We start from the raw sequence: 16,419 nt of genomic DNA on the forward strand, positions 1-16,419 counted from the left end.
CAGCGAGACCTTCAACATCGCGGCTACGACGGCACCGACCACCTACAGCCTGTTTACCGCATCCAGCACGCCGGCGCAGACCAACCTCAATGATGGGGCACAGCTCGAGCTTGGGGTAAAGTTCCAGTCGAATGTCGCTGGCACGATCACCGGCATCAAGTTCTATCGCAGTGCCAATGACAACGGTCAGAACGTCGTCGATCTCTGGAGTTCGACAGGCACGAAGCTTGCTACGGCGACCTACTCCGGAACCACCGGAAGCGGCTGGCAGACGGTGAATTTTGCAACAGAGGTTTCGATCGCAGCCAATACGACTTACATCGCGGCCTACCATACCACTGGTGCCTATGTTGCGAGCGATGGCTTCTTCGCCAACTCTGTTAGCAATGGGCCGCTGAGCGCGCTGTCGAGCGCCTTGGCGGGCGGCAACGGCGTCTATGCCTATGGTGGATCTGCGACGTCAGGCATCTTCCCGAACGCAACCTACGATTCGGCAAACTACTGGGCCGACGTTGTCTTCAAGCCACTGGCAGCATAGGGCGTAATATGGGCGATCAAGCGAGGCATAGACAAAGACGATGCTGGACATGGTGATGGCTGCCTCGCCTGAGCGGGGCCAGGAAAGCGCGCAGGGCGAGATCAGGAAACTGCCTGTAACGGTGCTGGCCGGGTTTCTTGGTGCGGGAAAAACAACGCTCCTGACGCATGTTTTGACAAACCGCGACGGGCTGCGCGTTGCTGTGATTGTCAACGACATGAGCGACGTCAATATTGATGCCAGCCTGATCCGAAACAGCGGCTGCAACCTTTCGCACACGACCGAGACCCTGATCGAACTCAGCAATGGGTGTATCTGTTGCACCTTGCGCGACGATTTGCTGACGGAGGTGCGGCAATTGGCGCAGGGCGGACGCTACGACTACCTGCTGATCGAGGGGACCGGTATCGCCGAGCCACGACCGATTGCGGCGACATTCTCGTTTCGTGACGAAAGCGGCTTTTCGCTGGCTGATTTCGCCACCCTCGATACAATGGTGACCGTCGTTGACGCTGCCAATCTCCTCAACGAATATAGCCGCGCCGATCTCTTGAGCGACCGTGGGCTCCAGCGTGACAGTGAAGACACAAGGACACTCGTGGATCTCCTCGTGGACCAGATCGAGTTTGCCGATGTCGTCGTGATCAACAAGATCGCCGATGCAAGTGAAGACCAGAGGGCTGATGTCCGCAAGGTGGTGGCTGCGCTCAATCCGCAGGCGCGCCAGATCGAAGTAGATTACGGTCGACTGTCGCTCGATGCCATCCTCAACACAGGACTATTCGACGAGGAAAAGGCGGCTGAAAACCCGCTTTGGTACAAAGAGCTTTATGCGCCGGAAACCCATGTCCCGGAGACCGAGGAATATGGGGTCTCAAGTTTCGTCTACCGCGCGAGACGTCCCTTCGAACCCGGCAGGCTGGTCGCCTTTCTGGATGCTCCGTGGCCGGGGGTTGTTCGCGCCAAGGGGCACTTCTGGCTTGCGACACGTCCGCTCCACGTCGGTCTTCTGTCGGCCGCCGGCATTCAGCGGCGCTGCGAACCCATGGGGTACTGGTGGGCAACTGTATCGCGTGAGGATTGGCCGAACCACCCACAGTTCGAAGAACAGATGAAAAAACAATGGGACGACGCATGGGGTGATCGGCGCCAGGAGCTGGTGTTTATCGGCGTCGATATGGACGAGGCCGGTATCCGGTCTGCACTCGATGCCTGTCTTGCGAGTGCCAATCCGAATGAGTGGTCGCAACTCGAAGACCCGTTCCCAGCCTGGTGATTCAGGCTGCTTGGTGCATGCTTTGGAATCTGCGTCGAAAAGGCGGGGGATGCCTGAGCCGAATAAAATAATCCAGTAGGACGCGAAACTAGATCGACCTCTGCTGCGTATTGGTCCACAGGATTGAACAAATTTCGCGGAGCAGCAGTTGCGTTTATTGATAATGGTTCTTGGTATACTGACGTTATTCGCTTGGATTGTGGCTTTCTATTTCACCTCTATCTATCACTAGTATCGGTTGAGCATGCCGGTTCAAAACGGCGCAATCACGGACGAGTTGCTCTAGCCTGCCGCGTTTGGCAGCAGGCTAGATGCTTTAAACCGCTCGATCAGAGGATTGAGACGTTTTCTGCCTTCGACTTGCCGGTCTTGCGGTCCTGGCCAAGATCGAAGCTGACCTTGTCGCCTTCGCGAAGCGATGCGCCGCGTGGCAGGGCCGTGATGTGAACGAACACGTCGGTTCCGCCGTTCTCTGGCGTGATGAAACCGAAGCCCTTGTCCTCGTTGAAGAATTTAACAGTACCCTCAGGCATGGATATTCCCTTTTAAGTGTTTTGCTTGCAATGGCGAGGCGAACCTATAGTGCTGTGACCCGTCCTTCAACTACCAGCATGCGTGGAAGTCATCTGATTTGTAGGAAAGATGGATTTCGGCCGGTGGATTGGCTGCTGTGGGGAGCGATTTGGCGGGTCAAAGGCGCCAGTCGTGCCAAAATCGACAAAGTCGCGGTGTATCCTGAGCTCAATAATCTCCAAAAAAAGAAAGCGACGATGATCATTCCAGCCGATTTCGACTGCCAGACTTGCGGTGCCTGCTGTTCGTATTCGTCGAGCTGGCCGCGATTTTCGACCGAGCCGGACGCCGATCTCGATCGCTTGCCCGCGCGCTTCGTTGCAGTTGACCAATCGGGTATGCGCTGCCATGACAACCGATGCTCGGCCCTGGATGGCACTGTTGGCTCCGGTACATCGTGCCTGGTCTACGAAATCAGGCCTCAAGTGTGTCGCGACTGCCTTCCCGGCGACGCCGAATGTCTTGAGGCGCGGGCCGCCTATGGCTTTGGCTAGAGGACTGTTCCATCCAGATACCGCGGCATGGCATCGAAGGAAAAAGCGCCAATCGGAAGCTTGCTGCCGCCGTCAAGTGCGAGATCGGCAAGGATTTCGCCGACCACGCTCGTAAACTTGAAGCCGTGCCCCGAGCAGGGTGAGGCAACAACGGTTCTGGTGCATGTTGGCGCGAGGTCGAGCAGGAAATCCTGCGCTCGGCAGCATAGTGTAGCGGCATGCGGTGGCGTTGGCGCGCAGGCCAGCCGCGGCGGGCGGACGCTTACCGATAATCCGTCCACTAAAGAGGTGTCTGTATCGTTGACCGGCGGGTTGGGCTGGTTCGGGTCGATCGGTTCGCGGAAATGCGCGTGTCGGCCGACTTTGACGCCGTCCCGGCCGATGACGGGAAAGGCCGCGCCGTTGACAACACAAAATCACGCGCCTGTGCTACGGACATCAGTACGATTGCGAGTATTTACTCGGCGTTGTCGATGATCGTGAGAAGCTTGTTTGCGGCCGCGGTCGGGCGGGCAAGAAATTTTTCCTGCAGGCACGATGTGCGCCCGCCGTCCAGCGAAGCTGACGCGGCTAGCCGGCGGTTCTCATTGCAAAGCGAGACCGCAGTGTACTGCGCGATCATGAAGCCGCAATTTCTTCCGGCATCGCTTGCCAGAAACGACGGCAGGCCGCTGGCTAGGGGGGTGACCAGGCGATCCGTAGCCGCTCGCTCATGGCCGCGACCTGTGCGAGTGCGATAGCGAGGTTGTCGGCCGCCTGGCAAAGGGCCGGCGCCACCGCATATGCTTGCGAGGTAACGACAGGCGCGTCAGGTGTCTCTGCTACCGCGGGGTTGTCGGTGACCGAGGCGAGCTCGCGGTCGACAACGGCGCAGGACGTGTCGAACACGTCGCGTGCGGCTCCGTAGGCATGTGGCACGGATCTGAGGCTGAGCGCACCCTGTGTACGCTTGCCGTATGCTGCCTCGATGAGGCCCGCTGCCCGCGAGATACCTGCGCACCCGCTAGCCCACGTCTTGAACGCCCTTCGAATGTCGCAGTGCCAGCACATCCGCATCGTAGGCTGCCATCTGGCAGCCGACGGCTTCGAGTGTCAGCGCGGAAATGGCGTCGGCCCAATCGAGCAACCGCTCGGCGCGCGAAAGCGCCACGCTCGAAAGACCGGTGGCGCAAGCGGTGCCACTGACGAGGCTCAAGCCCTCCTTTGCGCCGAGCACGAGCGGAGCAAAATCGAGCGCTCAAGGCGCCTCGTGGCCAGACATCGGTTTCCCACCAAAGCGTGCGCTACCCTCGCTAATGAGTACGAGTGCTGTGTGGGCAGTATGCGTGAGATAGCCGGCCGACCCCTTGGCGGGTACATTTGGGATGCAGTCTCGCTCAATGAACGCCAGGAGATAGCGCTCGAATTCGGGTGCACAATATAGGCGCAGAGCGGGGGCCGCCGGCAAAGCATCTGACCACGCTTGGCCAGATTGTGCGATCCGGCCCCCCCCAAAAATCGCAGGAGGCGCCGCAGACGTTCGAGCGGGCGATGGCGCCGCCACCGGCGCCATCGCTGCATTTCTTAGAAGCTGACGTTGAGGCCGGCCTTCAGCGTGTGGTCGTGGACGTTGCCCGTCGTGCCAACACCGTTGGAAAAGGTGCGGACGCTGTTAGTGATCGTGTAGTTGTATTCGACGCGAGCCGAGACGTTCGACGTTAGCTTCTGCTCCACGCCGGCGCCGAGGATGTAGCCTGGCTTCCAACCGTCGGGACCGGCGATGTTGCCGTTGTCGCGGAAGTTGGTCATCGCAAAGCCGGCGGTGCCGTAGACCAGTGTCTGGTCGATCGGTGCGCCGACCTTGCCTTTTGCGCTCAGGCGGTGACGCTCCTTGAGCTTTCCGTCTTCCACTTTCACGCGGCTGTCGCCGAGATAAGAGGCTTCCACTTCACCGCCAACGACTGCGCCGCCGACCATGGTGTTGTAGCCTGCCTGTCCGCCGACGCTAAGGCCCTTGTTTCCGGAGAACGGGTTGAGATTGGGGGAGGCCATGCCGCCGTGAACACCGGCATAAGCACCTTCCCATCCGCCTGAGGACGGTTGGTCATAGGAACCGAAATCGGCGCCAAGAACCGGTGAGGCAAGAAGGCAAACGGCAAGGGCTGCCGCGACGTGTTTGATACTCATGATACGCTATACTCCATACGCATTGCTACGCACCGTCTCGCGCGTGAGCATTTACTCTTTGAACCACGTCATTGGGTGCAACGCGCTCGAATGCCGCATTGCCACGATCGTCTTCCTCTAATTTTCATGATTTTATAAATAGTTTCTTAACTTGCTGGCCAATCTCGCGGATGTGATTGGCGGTGTATTGCCGTCGTTGAACCTGCGGTGGATCGTGCTGCCAGATGATTTTTTCGCGTTGCAGTATGAATTCGCGCAGAAGCGATTGCTAATTGAAATGTATTGAACCATTGTGAGTATGAGCTTTAACTTATAATCCAGCCGCGAAGGTGATGGATTTGGTGAGTGATGCATCACAAGAACAGGTAAGTGTTCCGTTGCGGAATAATATCCGCAGGTCCGCCTGGTCGATATTCTTCCTCATCCTGCCGTGCCTGCTGGCCGCGGCGCTGTTTGTTGCCGATGCTGAGCGGTCCGAAGACCTCTTTCGCCATTTCGGAATTCAAATCTCCGATGAGCCGCCACAGCCGCCCATGATTGTCGAGCCGGTCGCGACGCCCGCCCCACCGCCGGCGCTACAGGTGAAGATCCCCATTCGCCTGATCAAAGCCCCTGAGCCAGAAGTGGCCGCTCAGTTCCTGCGCAAGTGGCGGGTGTCCGGGCCGACCGTCTGCAAGGCGTTGCGCGATGCCGGTATCGGGACGAGCGAATGGCGTGCGCCGTCGATGCGCAGCACCAGTCACGAATGCTATTTCCAGCGCATTTATAAAAAGAACGACGTTCGGCCTCTGAACTCGTTATTCCTGAGGGTTAAGGGTAGTTCGAGCGGAGACATCGTGGAAATCAAGGGACGGCTCGTCGGCCCGCCGACGAACGCTGAGGGGCAGCTGGACGTCGGTCATATGAAGATATTCGAGACACTGGTTCGCCAGGCGGGGTGGAGCGATTTCCAGGATGCGCTGGTGCCCATCCGCAGTCTTCGTGATTTCGAGCACGAGCGGTTCGGAGCCTATTTCAGCTTCAGGCGCGACACCGAGAGCCAGGACAGCTACAATTTCATGCTTGTCGTTACCGCCGGTTCAGGGCCGCAAACCCGCACCAAGGCGTACTTCTCGCCGGAGCGGTGGGTCGAGGCACCGGATCCACGGATCGCTGAGCTTTCCTTGCCAATCAGCCAGTTATCATCGAAACAAGGTGCCGATCACTTGCAGGGCGTGGCGTCCCGCTGATTTTGAGTGGCCGATGGTTTGCTATAATCTGCAGATCGCTCGCATCATCCGTATAATCGCCTGATCAAGCGCAGGGTCGACGGGCATCCTCTGTGACGACAGCTTGACAACCACTGTTTCGCTCTGCGGGTGGATCCATATCCACTGGCCGTGAATGCCGATCGCCGCCAGCTCTCCGGCGCCTGTCTCGTACCAGTAATTGCGATAGCTTCCGTCAGGAAACAGGTCCAGCTGGTCACCCATCTTCCATGCCTCGCGGCGCCTGCGCGACCAGAGGTCGTCGATGAAGTCAGCGGAAACGATCCCGTTACCGCGCCTGCGGACAAGATCCCCCACCAGTGCGAGATCTCGCGCGGTGGCCGAAATGCCGCCTGCTGCGCGTGCGGTACCGAGACGGTCGACGGTTACCATGGCATCCGATTTTGCTCCGGCCGCCTTCCACAGGTGGTCGCTGAGCAGCGCTGCGAATCTTGCCCCGGCGGCCCGCTCCAGAACGATGCCGGCGAGATCGGTGTTCGGGGAGCGATAAGCGTGCCTCTCGCCATGCACTCCGGCACCTTTCCCGATACCGCGAATAAAGCGCTTGAGATCCGGCGCGGGATCGCCGGGTTTCTCAGGGTTCCATCCGGTGGAGCGGCGATAGCGCTCGAAGCTGCCCGATGTATCGAGATAACTCTCCACAAAATCGACGCAGATTTCCATATCGAAGAGTTGCTGCACCGTCGCATCGCCGTAAGCCGAACCGGCGACCTCGGGCACATAGCGACTGATTGGGCTTTCGAAGGAGACTATGCCCTTGTCCGCGAGAATTCCGGCGAGCAATCCGGTCAGGGATTTGGAGACCGAGAATATAATGTGTGGGTCAGAAGGATCAGAATGCGGCGCCGACCAGTCGGCGATAACGCACCCGTCTTTCATGACCACGAGTTCGTCGGTTTCACTCTCCTTTAGAAAATCCCGCAGTGACGAAGTTGCATCCCTTGTACCCGCAAAAGAGATGCGCGATAGCGCCTCGAGGCCGATACGCGCGGCGCCTTCTGCGCAACGCGTGCCTGGAATGATCGCTGAGGGGACGATCTCACTAACATGTTCGAAGGACCAGCGGCTGTAGGGGACGGTGCGCCAGTTGGCGAGCGTCACGTCTGCACGACTGACTTCTGTCACGGGCTTGTCTTCAGACATTCGTACTCAATCCCCGCCAGCAGTTACAGGTCTTCGAACCCGGTGAGTACGCTCACCGCGTTGACCCCGATTTCCGCGACAGCATAGCCGCCCTCCATGACGAACAGCGTCGGCAGACCGAGCCTTGCGATACGCGCACCAATCTTCGGGAAGTCCTCGGTTCTGAGCTTGAATTTGCTGATCGGGTCCTTCTCGAAGGTATCGACGCCAAGCGAAACGACCACCACATCTGGCGCGTAGGAAAGCAGTCTGCCGCAGGCGTCGTCCATGGACTGGCTCCAGCTGGTCCAGTCCGTGCCGAAGCGCATGGGGTAGTTGAGGTTGAACCCTTCGCCCCCGCCGATGCCGTGTTCATCGGCATGACCAAGAAAATACGGGTATTCCTGCATAGGGTCGGCGTGCAGATTGATGACCTGGACGTCGTCGCGTGCGTAAAAGATTTCCTGCGTTCCGTTGCCGTGGTGGTAGTCGACGTCGAGGATCGATACCCGCTTGGCGCCGTTGTCGCGCAGCCATTGCGCTGCCACGGCGGCATTGTTGATATAGCAATATCCGCCCATGAAACCGGCGCCGGCGTGGTGGCCGGGCGGGCGGCAGAGTGCGAAGGCGGCGCGTTCGCCCGATTGCACCAGGCCGGCGGCCGTCAGCGCAACGTCATGGGAGGACTTGATTGCATCCCATGAGCCCTCGACGATGCCGCAGCCGGCGTCGAAGGAGTAATAACCGAGCAGGCCATCGATGAATTCGGGCAGCACGTCGCCACGCAGGCCACGGGTCGGCCATGTGAAGGGCAGGGCCGTTCCGGTGCGACCCTCCGCCGTCCAGCGGTCCCAGATCGTCGGCAGGAAATCGAGATAATCCCTAAGGTGAACCCGCGCCGCTGTCGTCAAATCATGCTCCGCCGGCTCGATGATCGCACCGAGCTCAACGGCTGCGACACGCGCTGCAATATATTCCGCCCGTGACGTCAACTCGAAGCCGGGTACGATATCGCCCGCCACAAGCTCAAGCTGGTTGGCGTGACCGCGATGGCGGGGAGAAAAGACGGTCTTCATGCAAACATCCATTCGCTGGAAAATGGTGGCACCCCACGCCATCAAGGCCGGGGTGCCGATATCGGGCTTACTTCTGCAGCTCGGTCCAGATCTTTGTATAGAGCGCCTGGACATCAGGCGGGCATGTCTGGGAGGGCACACCGGCCGACGCGAATTCCGCCGGGATGGTGATCTCGGGCGCACCCTTCATGTCCTCCGGCATGAACTTGTCGGAGCCGGCGATACCGTTTGCGTAGCGATGGAAACCGGAATTCATGCCGGCGTTTTCAGGGTCCATCATGAAGTTCTGGAACAGCTTGGCGTTCTCGACATTCTTGGCGTCCTTTAGCACGGAGAGATTGTCGCTCCAGTTGACGAAGCCCTCCTTGGGATAGCCGAACTTGATCGCGGGGTTCTTGAGGCGCTGGCGGAAGGCCGAGCCGTTCCAGTCGCTGGATGCCGCGAAGTCGCCCGAGCCCATCTTCTCGATGGTGCCGTACTCCATCGCCACCCAATCGGGCTTGGCTTTCAATAGTGTGTCGCGCACCTTCTTCAGCACGGCCAGATCGCCGGTGCACTTCTTGCCGCCATTGTAGAGGACGGCCGCATCGATGACATCGGTCATTTCGGGGACGACGTTGACCTTGCCCTTCAGCTCGGCCGGCGTGTCGAAGATGATGCCCCAGGTGTTGATGTCACCCTTGTAGACGTCGGTATTGACGACGGTGCCGACGATGCCCATCGCCCATGGAACGGTATATTTGCGGCCGGGGTCGAAGTCGGGGTTGGCCCATTCCTTGGCCACGTTCTTGAAGTTTTCCATCTTGTCCGGATCGGTCTCAAGCAGCAGACCCTCGGAAATCCAGATCGGAATGTAGTTCTGCGAGGGCACGACCATGTCGAAGCCGGAGCCGCCCTGGCGCACCTTGGCGAGCGCCGTGTCGTTGGAATCATAGTCGGTGATCGTCACCTTGACTTTGTACTTATCCTCGAACTTCTTGATCATCTCGGGGCTGGTGTAATTGCCCCAGTTGTAGATGTTGAGCTCGCCCTCGGCGTGAGCAAGGCTGGCTGAGCCAAGAAGTGCCGCCGCCAGGGCGATTGTCGAAGTCATCCGTTTCATGCGCATGTTCCCTCTCTTGTTTTCAGGCACGTTTTCGATTGACGACAAAGAAGATGGAGACGACGAGGATCGACAGGCCGAGAAACAGCGTCGAGATCGCGTTCATTTCAGGCGTGATGGACCGGCGGATTTGGCCGAGCATGTAGGTCGGAAGCGTGTCCTGTCCTGCGGATTTCACGAAATTCGGTAATGACGACATCATCGAGCGAGATGACGAAAGCCAGCATGAAGCCGGCGAGGATGCCCGGCCACAGCAGCGGCAGCGTGACGTACCTGAACGCATTCCATGGCGTGGCGTAGAGATCCGCGGCCGCCTTTTCCAGCGTCAGGTCCATGTTTTCGAGCCGCGCGCGGATTGGCAGGTAGGCAAAGGGGATGCAGAAGGCCGTATGGGCGGCGATGAGGTAGCCGACGCCGGCGTAACCGGTCCAGATCTTGATGCGGGCAAAGAAGATCAGAAGCGCCACTGCGGTGACGATCTCGGGGATCATCAGCGGCTGGTTGATGAAGGCATATTTCATTGTCAGGCCGCGATAGGGCGCGGTCCGTGTGGTCGCCAGTGCCGCCATCGTCGCTGCGATCGTCGAAACGACGGCGGCGATTGCGGCGATCTGCAACGAACGTAGCGAAGCGTCGATCACCTGCTTGTTTTCGAAAGCCTTCTGAAACCAGCGCAGCGATATGCCATCAAACGAAGCGAGCGATTCGCCGGCGTTGAACGAATAAAAGACGAGAACGCCGATCGGCAAATAGAGCGCCGCGAAGCAGATCATCGCAATCGTGGTGAAGCCCCGCTGGCGCCTGATGGAGAAGGATCTAGCCATGCCGGTTCTCCTGCCCGCCGGCGTTTCGCACATAGAAGAGCAGGGCGTATCGCGGACCGATCGCTCGGCAGCCATACCGGGAACGGCATTTAACTGACCGAACAAACTCGCTGCAACCAAGACAACAATCGGCCGATACTTCACGAAAACCTCACCCCGAAGTAGATTCCCACTATACACGGAGTGCTTGTGTGGCCAAGGGGGTGATCACTTTTCGGCTATCCGGATTTAATTGTGCGATCGCATCGTCTGATGACACTTCCACATTGAACTAAATCCCGGAATACTCGCCGCTAGGAGCAGGGGGCGGCGGGCCATAGCATTCCGACTTGCGGGGCGAGTCGCCGGCGATTGACGGCCGCAATCTTTTCGCTGTCTACTTTCTATGGGGTTTGGCCGCCTCTGAAACGGAAAATTAGTGTTATAAAAATACAGGAAATTAGTGCCATAAAAATGCAGAAAATTAGTGCTATAAAAATGCACTAACTTAGTGTTATAAAAATGCAGAGAATTAGTGCAGAGGTGCAAGTCCTCTAAAGGACGGCGATACGATGCGAACTGGGAACACCCCAAACGAACTTCTAGCTTCATCACTGAAACAATTGAGGGGGATCACCGAACAGGGAACGATCTCAGTACTTCGCAGCGAGAGCTTGTCCCGTGTCCATAAAGATCGGTTGGTGGAGGCCGGATTTATAGAGCCGATCATGAATGGATGGCTCGCCGTAAACTCGCGCCCTTCGGATCGCCGGCGCGTCGACGTAGCGTGGAGTACTGTCTACTGGGAATTTTTAAAAAGGTATCTCAACGATCGATTTGGCGACCAATGGGTATTATCAGCGGAGACATCAACCGCGGTTTGGGCAGAAAACTTTTCTGTTGCGAAGCAGGTTGTTGTCCGTAGCCCTGAAGCCAACAATCAAACCACCAACATGCCCGGCGATACCTCATTCTTTATGCTCAGAATACCTGTGCCTGATCCTGTCGTGCTACATGATGGGATAAGGATTATGCCTAAGGAAGAGGCAATCATCAATCTTGCAAAGAACAGCTGGACGTCATTGGCCACTGACGTGATCGCGGTTCTGGGCTCGATCCGGGGAAGCAACTCGCTCCTCCGGGTTCTACTAAGCAATAACAGAAGCTCAATTGCTGGTCGGGTGGCCGGTGCGCTTCGTCATCTTGGACGAGCGAAGGATGCTGACCAAATCTTGGCGGGAATGAAGTCTGCCGGCTACATGACCAATGAGGAAAATCCCTTCGACAACACAGCTCATATAGTCCTCGACGAAAGGAGGACCGCTGCACCAGCTGCCACCAGAATTAAGGCTCTTTGGGCAAAGATGAGCCAGACCGCGTTGAGCGGCACTAATATCGAGACCAAGGCGTTCAACGATATCGATTCTTACATGGACGAGATCGAAGAACGCTATGTAGCTGATGCGCTGAACTCCTTGTCGATCGAAGGCTACCACGTTTCGGAGGAACTGATCGAAAGGGTTCAATCCGGAGATTGGAACCCTGAGCAACATGCTGGGGATGCAGACGCTCGCAATGCGCTTGCGGCCAAAGGGTATCGCTTGGCTTTCGAAGAGGTCAAAATCGATATCAGGAAAATTCTTAATGGTGCGAACTCGGGCGAACTATTGTCTGTTCGACACCAAGATTGGTTTCGAGCGATGTTCAGCCCGTCTGTACAGGCCGGTTTGATCGAGGCCTATAAGTTGGCGGGCTACCGAAACCACAATGTATATTTGCGTGGTTCGTCGCATGTACCGCTCCCGCCCCACGCCATCGCTGATGCAATGGACGCGTTGTTCGAGTGTATAGAGAGCGAGCCAAATCCGATCGCGAAGGCAATCGTTGCTCCATTCCTGTTTACATATATCCACCCTTTTCCGGACGGAAACGGGAGAACCGGACGTCTTCTAATGAACGCGCTGATGGCCGAAGCACGCTTGCCATGGACGGTGGTGCCAGTCGAGGCACGGGACAGGTACATGGAATGTCTGGAAGCAGCGAGCCAGAATGAGGACATCGCACCACTAGCGAAATTCATCAGCGAGCTCGTGGCGGCTCCACCGCCTCCACGCCCCGCGTCCACGTATCACTGAGAAAACCAAAGCTCTCACGCAAATCTCTCGGCACTTCGGAGGCGGAATCTCGGTCGAGAACTTCGAATGCCGCTTCACCCCGTACCTCCTGCAGCCGAGCCATTCGAGGGAGAATGGAAATCGCCTGAAGCGCCGTGCAGACATTGTCGAGCTGGGGGCGGAAGAAATAGCTGTCGAGAGGATATTCAATGACAGGGTGCGTCTTGATCACACCAGGAGCCAAAGAATATGCGATGCGGTCCCGCAGCACATCGGACAGAGGAACATAGCTGTAAATGATGTCGGCGTCCCAAAGGTCCAAGAACCTCCAATCGTGAACCGCGATTGCCGCGCCATCCGATGTTATAACAGGTGTCCGCCCACCACCCCAGCGTGACATCGCCTCGTTAAACACCGCATCTAGCAGGTGAGGGTTTGGTTCAAGCGGTGTCAGATAGGCAACGCGGAGCGGGCGAGGGGTTACGTGCGCTCTACGGGTTTTGGTGGTTGTCCACCCGCTTGGGATCCATTGGTGCGAGTCGCACGACGATAGATCGGCCAGGACGGACATGGAAGGTCAGGGCTATCTTGCCTGTCAAGCCGCCTTCAACATATCAGCGCTGACCGGCATCCCCAGATGAAACCCCTGGACGCGATCTATTCGGAGATCTTTGAGGAGCGACATCTGGGCTGCAGTTTCCACCCCTTCAACCAAGATCGAATTGCCCCGGTTGCGGATGAGTGCGATCATGTCTTGAAGCATAGTAAGCCCGCGCGGATTCGAGCAGTCATGCAGAAATGTTCTGTCGACCTTGACCGTTTGGAACTCGATCGCACGTAGCCAAGACAGGCCGGCAAACCCTGAGCCAAAATCGTCCAGCCATATTTCGACACCGAGCGCCCGCAGGTCGGCAATGCACCTGAATATTTCCGACTGCATTTCCATATCCAGCCCTTCCGTGATCTCCAGCGCCAGACGTGACCCAGATATCCCGCACTCTTTCAGAATATCCGACACGTTCGATGCGAAGTCAGCTGACTTTAGCTGGACGGGGGAGACGTTCACGCTGACTGTTGCCATTCGGTCGGTCATCAGAATGTCCCTGCAGGCCGTTTCAATCGCCCAGCGACCCAGTTCCAGGATCGCCCCCGTTTGTTCTGCAACCGGGATGAAAATCTTTGGTGAAACAGCCGTGCCATCTGGCATCTTGAAGCGCATCAACGCTTCGACCGCTCGCGCAACGCCATCGACATCGAAGATCGGCTGATACACCAGGGAGACGAGATTGCGGTCAATCGCTGCGGCAAGAAGCGGGACAAGCTTCCCGACGCTGTCATCTGGACGAGGCAGCGACGGATCGAACACGCGAACGCAGTTGCGTCCGGTCGCTTTGGCTGCGTAGAGAGCCAAATCTGCCTCTCGAACAATTCGCTCGACTTTATCGCCACTTTGTTGCCGCGTAACCGCGACGCCGACGCTCACGGTCACCACTGAACGATCGTCAGGGCGCTCCGTGTGAGCGATCGCCAAGTCCTCGACTTCACGTCTTATCCGGTTTGCCATCCCCTTCGCCATTTCTGGCGAGTCGATAGGCATGACCACGATGAACTCCTCGCCGCCGTACCTGCCGATCGTACCGTGCGAGCGTGAAACGACGTCTCTGAGCGACGTGGCGATGACGGTGAGGCAGCGATCTCCTTCTTGATGGCCATACTGATCGTTGAAACGCTTAAAAAAGTCCACGTCGATCAAGATCACTGCAAATACGCGACGATGTTTCTTCCAGCCTTCCCAGCATTCATCGAGCCGTCTGTCCAACGCTCTGCGGTTTTCGATACCGGTCAGGTAGTCGGTGTTGGATAGCTCGAGAAGTTCCAACCCTCGCTCTGTCGCAGCCCATTGCTGATAGCGGGCCTCCGCAGCATTCAGCAGGACGTTGCTTCGTTCGACGTTCAATCGCCAATTCACGAATGACGTGAACAGGAAGCAGGAGATATAAAATAGGCCGAAGGCCAAGCGATAGGCGGGAGTCGTCGGGAAGACCCAGTAAATGGAAATGAAAAATGCGAGGAGCACGATCCCCGAGGTAGCGACCGATAGCCGGAACGAGAAGCTGAAAAACAGGTTCGCGCCCATCATGAAAATAGCACCGAATATCATGTAGTAGGACATAGCTGTCGTGTCATGACTTGCCACTGCTGGCCAAAGCCAACCGATGTATCCGACGACTAAGGCCGAAGCGCAGGTGACGTCCAGCCAGATGGTCCGCGCCTTGGCAATCCGCAGCACCTCGAACGCCAGCAGTGCTGCGAACGCGATGACGAGGCGGGCAGCAATTGTCGTTGGCGCAACGTCAGGGATAAGCCAACTGTCCGGAGCCGCGAAACCTACATAAACGCCGACCCCGACCCACAGGCCGTGACGTGACCAGCGACGATGGATAGCATCTTTTTCGGTTTCCAATGATCTACGAGCATCCGCTAACGAATAGCTCGCGCTTACATCGTGCACAGGCACGGTCACCGGGGCCGGACTCACGTAATAGCACCACATTCAGAACTAGATGTATGCACGCGATAGTTGATCATTATTCTACGTCCTCCCGAACGATACTGTCGCCTGCTCGCGTTCAGCTAATTAAGAATTCGACGAATTTGCTAAATTAGAATCACAATCACAACGGCAAAATTACCCTCAGCGCGTGTGGAATCCAGTCGCTTTCTTTTTGGGAGGTGTTTATGATTAACCATACATCAATGAGGGTTCAAAATGGCACATAGCTTCGCGTTCGATGGGGAAAGCTTGATCACCGACGCGCAGTTCCGAGGGGGAAATGGATCTGCCACGATCCAGCAACCAGCGGAGTTGGTGGTTGCGAAAGCAGAGCTCGCTCTCATTCTGGAAACTGCTCTGCAGCAGTTTCAGGGCGGGCTCGATCCGTCGGCAATCATAGCGCGATTGACTCGAGACCTGCATTCGTTGCGCCGTCGTTTACACGTCGGCGTCTGGAACGAAATCACATTGATCGCTCAATCCCACCCGGTTGCCGATTTTCTGCATCAAGATCCCCTTACGCGGTGGTCGTTTGAGAAGCCCCGTGGATACTCGGGCGATGCACATCTCCTAGATTTCATCTATGGCACGGGAGACAGTTCAGCTGCGGTTGCCGCATCTTCTGACCTTGGCAAAGCGATCTACAGCCACACCAGAAATGCATCGTCGTCCATCGCGGTTCGCGATCGCCGTGACATACTTGCCGAACGTGTTGATAGCATCTCCAAGACGTCCCCAGCGCCAATCGACGTGCTATCGATTGCGTCTGGACATCTGCGCGAGGCGGCAAAGTCCAAGGCGCTGAATGAAGGGGGGGTGAGGCGATGGGTGGCTTTCGATCAGGACCCGATCAGTGTCGGTACCGTCGCACGTGATTATAGGGGCACCGCCGTCGAAGCCGTGAACGGATCGGTCAAATCGTTGCTTGGCAACCGCCACGATTTGACGGCGTTCGATTTTGTCTATGCCGCTGGGCTTTACGACTATCTGCCCGCGCAGGTCGGCGTGAGGTTGACCCGAAAATGCTTGAGTATGCTGAAGCCGGGCGGGAGCTTCTTGTTTGCAAATTTCTCTGATGAGACCGCGGTGGACGGCTACATGGAGACGTTCATGAACTGGCCACTGCTGCTAAGATCAGAAGACGACATGTGGAAAATCGCCGGCGAAAGTGCGCACGGCGTCGATGTCGGAACGCGGGTTTGGTTCGGCGACAACCGTGATATTGTTTATTGCGAGATCGCGAAACGAGATTAGATGAGGGGCAAGGCTGAGCGCTTGTCCTGATCGATGCCATCGTTGCCAAGGTGGGGTTCTAAAGCGTGTCGCGCCAAAC

The 16,419-nt window shown here is 57.4% G+C and carries 13 protein-coding genes and 3 pseudogenes; 6 read left to right on the forward strand and 10 right to left on the reverse strand.

What is annotated here, in order from left to right; all coding sequences use genetic code 11:
* The coding region (locus B3605_RS00365; protein ID WP_113012173.1) for a DUF4082 domain-containing protein at nucleotides 1-538 on the forward strand (538 nt) is incomplete at its 5' end.
* Nucleotides 539-587: 49 nt separating this feature from the next.
* On the forward strand, nucleotides 588-1,814 hold the full coding sequence (locus tag B3605_RS00370; RefSeq protein WP_296431543.1) for a GTP-binding protein: 1,227 nt from the start codon (nucleotides 588-590) through the stop codon (nucleotides 1,812-1,814).
* 329 nt (nucleotides 1,815-2,143) lie between these two features.
* On the opposite strand, the gene B3605_RS00375 is transcribed toward B3605_RS00370, so the two are convergent.
* Complete coding sequence (locus B3605_RS00375; protein WP_018896919.1) at nucleotides 2,144-2,347, reverse strand: cold-shock protein; 204 nt, start codon at nucleotides 2,345-2,347, stop codon at nucleotides 2,144-2,146.
* A gap of 237 nt (nucleotides 2,348-2,584) precedes the next feature.
* Here B3605_RS00375 and B3605_RS00380 point away from each other — a divergent pair, with 237 nt between their 5' ends.
* Nucleotides 2,585-2,881, forward strand: a complete 297-nt coding sequence (locus tag B3605_RS00380; RefSeq protein WP_296431545.1) for a YkgJ family cysteine cluster protein — start codon at nucleotides 2,585-2,587, stop codon at nucleotides 2,879-2,881.
* Here B3605_RS00380 and B3605_RS00385 read toward each other — a convergent pair.
* The 3 genes and pseudogenes from B3605_RS00385 to B3605_RS00395 all read right to left on the reverse strand — a co-directional run.
* Nucleotides 2,878-3,273 (reverse strand): annotated as a pseudogene (locus B3605_RS00385) (N-methyl-L-tryptophan oxidase); the annotation flags it as partial. The gene B3605_RS00380 and the pseudogene B3605_RS00385 sit on opposite strands and share 4 nt — an antisense overlap.
* Nucleotides 3,252-4,289, reverse strand: a pseudogene (locus B3605_RS25775) (aromatic amino acid lyase); the annotation flags it as partial. The pseudogenes B3605_RS00385 and B3605_RS25775, both read right to left, overlap by 22 nt.
* A 155-nt stretch (nucleotides 4,290-4,444) precedes the next feature.
* Nucleotides 4,445-5,047, reverse strand: a complete 603-nt coding sequence (locus B3605_RS00395; RefSeq protein ID WP_112944134.1) for an outer membrane protein — start codon at nucleotides 5,045-5,047, stop codon at nucleotides 4,445-4,447.
* A gap of 341 nt (nucleotides 5,048-5,388) precedes the next feature.
* On the opposite strand from B3605_RS00395, the gene B3605_RS00400 reads away from it, so the two are divergent.
* Nucleotides 5,389-6,276, forward strand: a complete 888-nt coding sequence (locus B3605_RS00400) for a DUF6030 family protein (protein ID WP_296431528.1) — start codon at nucleotides 5,389-5,391, stop codon at nucleotides 6,274-6,276.
* 21 nt (nucleotides 6,277-6,297) lie between these two features.
* Here the strand turns inward: B3605_RS00400 and B3605_RS00405 are convergent, their stop codons facing one another.
* From B3605_RS00405 to B3605_RS00420, 4 genes and pseudogenes are all read right to left on the reverse strand, one after another.
* Nucleotides 6,298-7,458, reverse strand: coding sequence for a serine hydrolase domain-containing protein (locus tag B3605_RS00405; protein ID WP_296431530.1), 1,161 nt, complete (start codon nucleotides 7,456-7,458; stop codon nucleotides 6,298-6,300).
* 23 nt (nucleotides 7,459-7,481) lie between these two features.
* Nucleotides 7,482-8,513 carry a histone deacetylase family protein gene (locus B3605_RS00410; RefSeq protein ID WP_296431532.1) on the reverse strand — a complete coding sequence of 344 codons (1,032 nt, stop codon included), beginning with the start codon at nucleotides 8,511-8,513 and terminating at the stop codon, nucleotides 7,482-7,484.
* 67 nt (nucleotides 8,514-8,580) lie between these two features.
* Nucleotides 8,581-9,615 carry an extracellular solute-binding protein gene (locus B3605_RS00415; protein WP_113200515.1) on the reverse strand — a complete coding sequence of 345 codons (1,035 nt, stop codon included), beginning with the start codon at nucleotides 9,613-9,615 and terminating at the stop codon, nucleotides 8,581-8,583.
* Nucleotides 9,616-9,637: 22 nt separating this feature from the next.
* Nucleotides 9,638-10,439 (reverse strand): annotated as a pseudogene (locus B3605_RS00420) (ABC transporter permease).
* Nucleotides 10,440-10,990: 551 nt separating this feature from the next.
* On the opposite strand from B3605_RS00420, the gene B3605_RS00425 reads away from it, so the two are divergent.
* Nucleotides 10,991-12,553, forward strand: a complete 1,563-nt coding sequence (locus B3605_RS00425; RefSeq protein ID WP_112972783.1) for a Fic family protein — start codon at nucleotides 10,991-10,993, stop codon at nucleotides 12,551-12,553.
* Here B3605_RS00425 and B3605_RS00430 read toward each other — a convergent pair.
* Together B3605_RS00430 and B3605_RS00435 are read right to left on the reverse strand one after the other, a co-directional pair.
* The gene (locus B3605_RS00430; RefSeq protein WP_113012161.1) at nucleotides 12,498-12,854 is read right to left on the reverse strand and encodes a hypothetical protein; all 357 of its coding nucleotides are present in this window, start codon (nucleotides 12,852-12,854) and stop codon (nucleotides 12,498-12,500) included. The two genes, B3605_RS00425 and B3605_RS00430, sit on opposite strands and share 56 nt — an antisense overlap.
* Before the next feature lie 273 nt (nucleotides 12,855-13,127).
* Nucleotides 13,128-15,086, reverse strand: a complete 1,959-nt coding sequence (locus B3605_RS00435) for a putative bifunctional diguanylate cyclase/phosphodiesterase (protein ID WP_183795178.1) — start codon at nucleotides 15,084-15,086, stop codon at nucleotides 13,128-13,130.
* A gap of 216 nt (nucleotides 15,087-15,302) precedes the next feature.
* On the opposite strand from B3605_RS00435, the gene B3605_RS00440 reads away from it, so the two are divergent.
* Nucleotides 15,303-16,340, forward strand: coding sequence for a class I SAM-dependent methyltransferase (locus tag B3605_RS00440; protein ID WP_296431541.1), 1,038 nt, complete (start codon nucleotides 15,303-15,305; stop codon nucleotides 16,338-16,340).
* Nucleotides 16,341-16,419 lie beyond the last annotated feature (79 nt).

Source organism: Rhizobium sp. UBA1881 (assembly GCF_002338015.1).
Classification (GTDB): Bacteria; Pseudomonadota; Alphaproteobacteria; order Rhizobiales; family Rhizobiaceae; genus Rhizobium.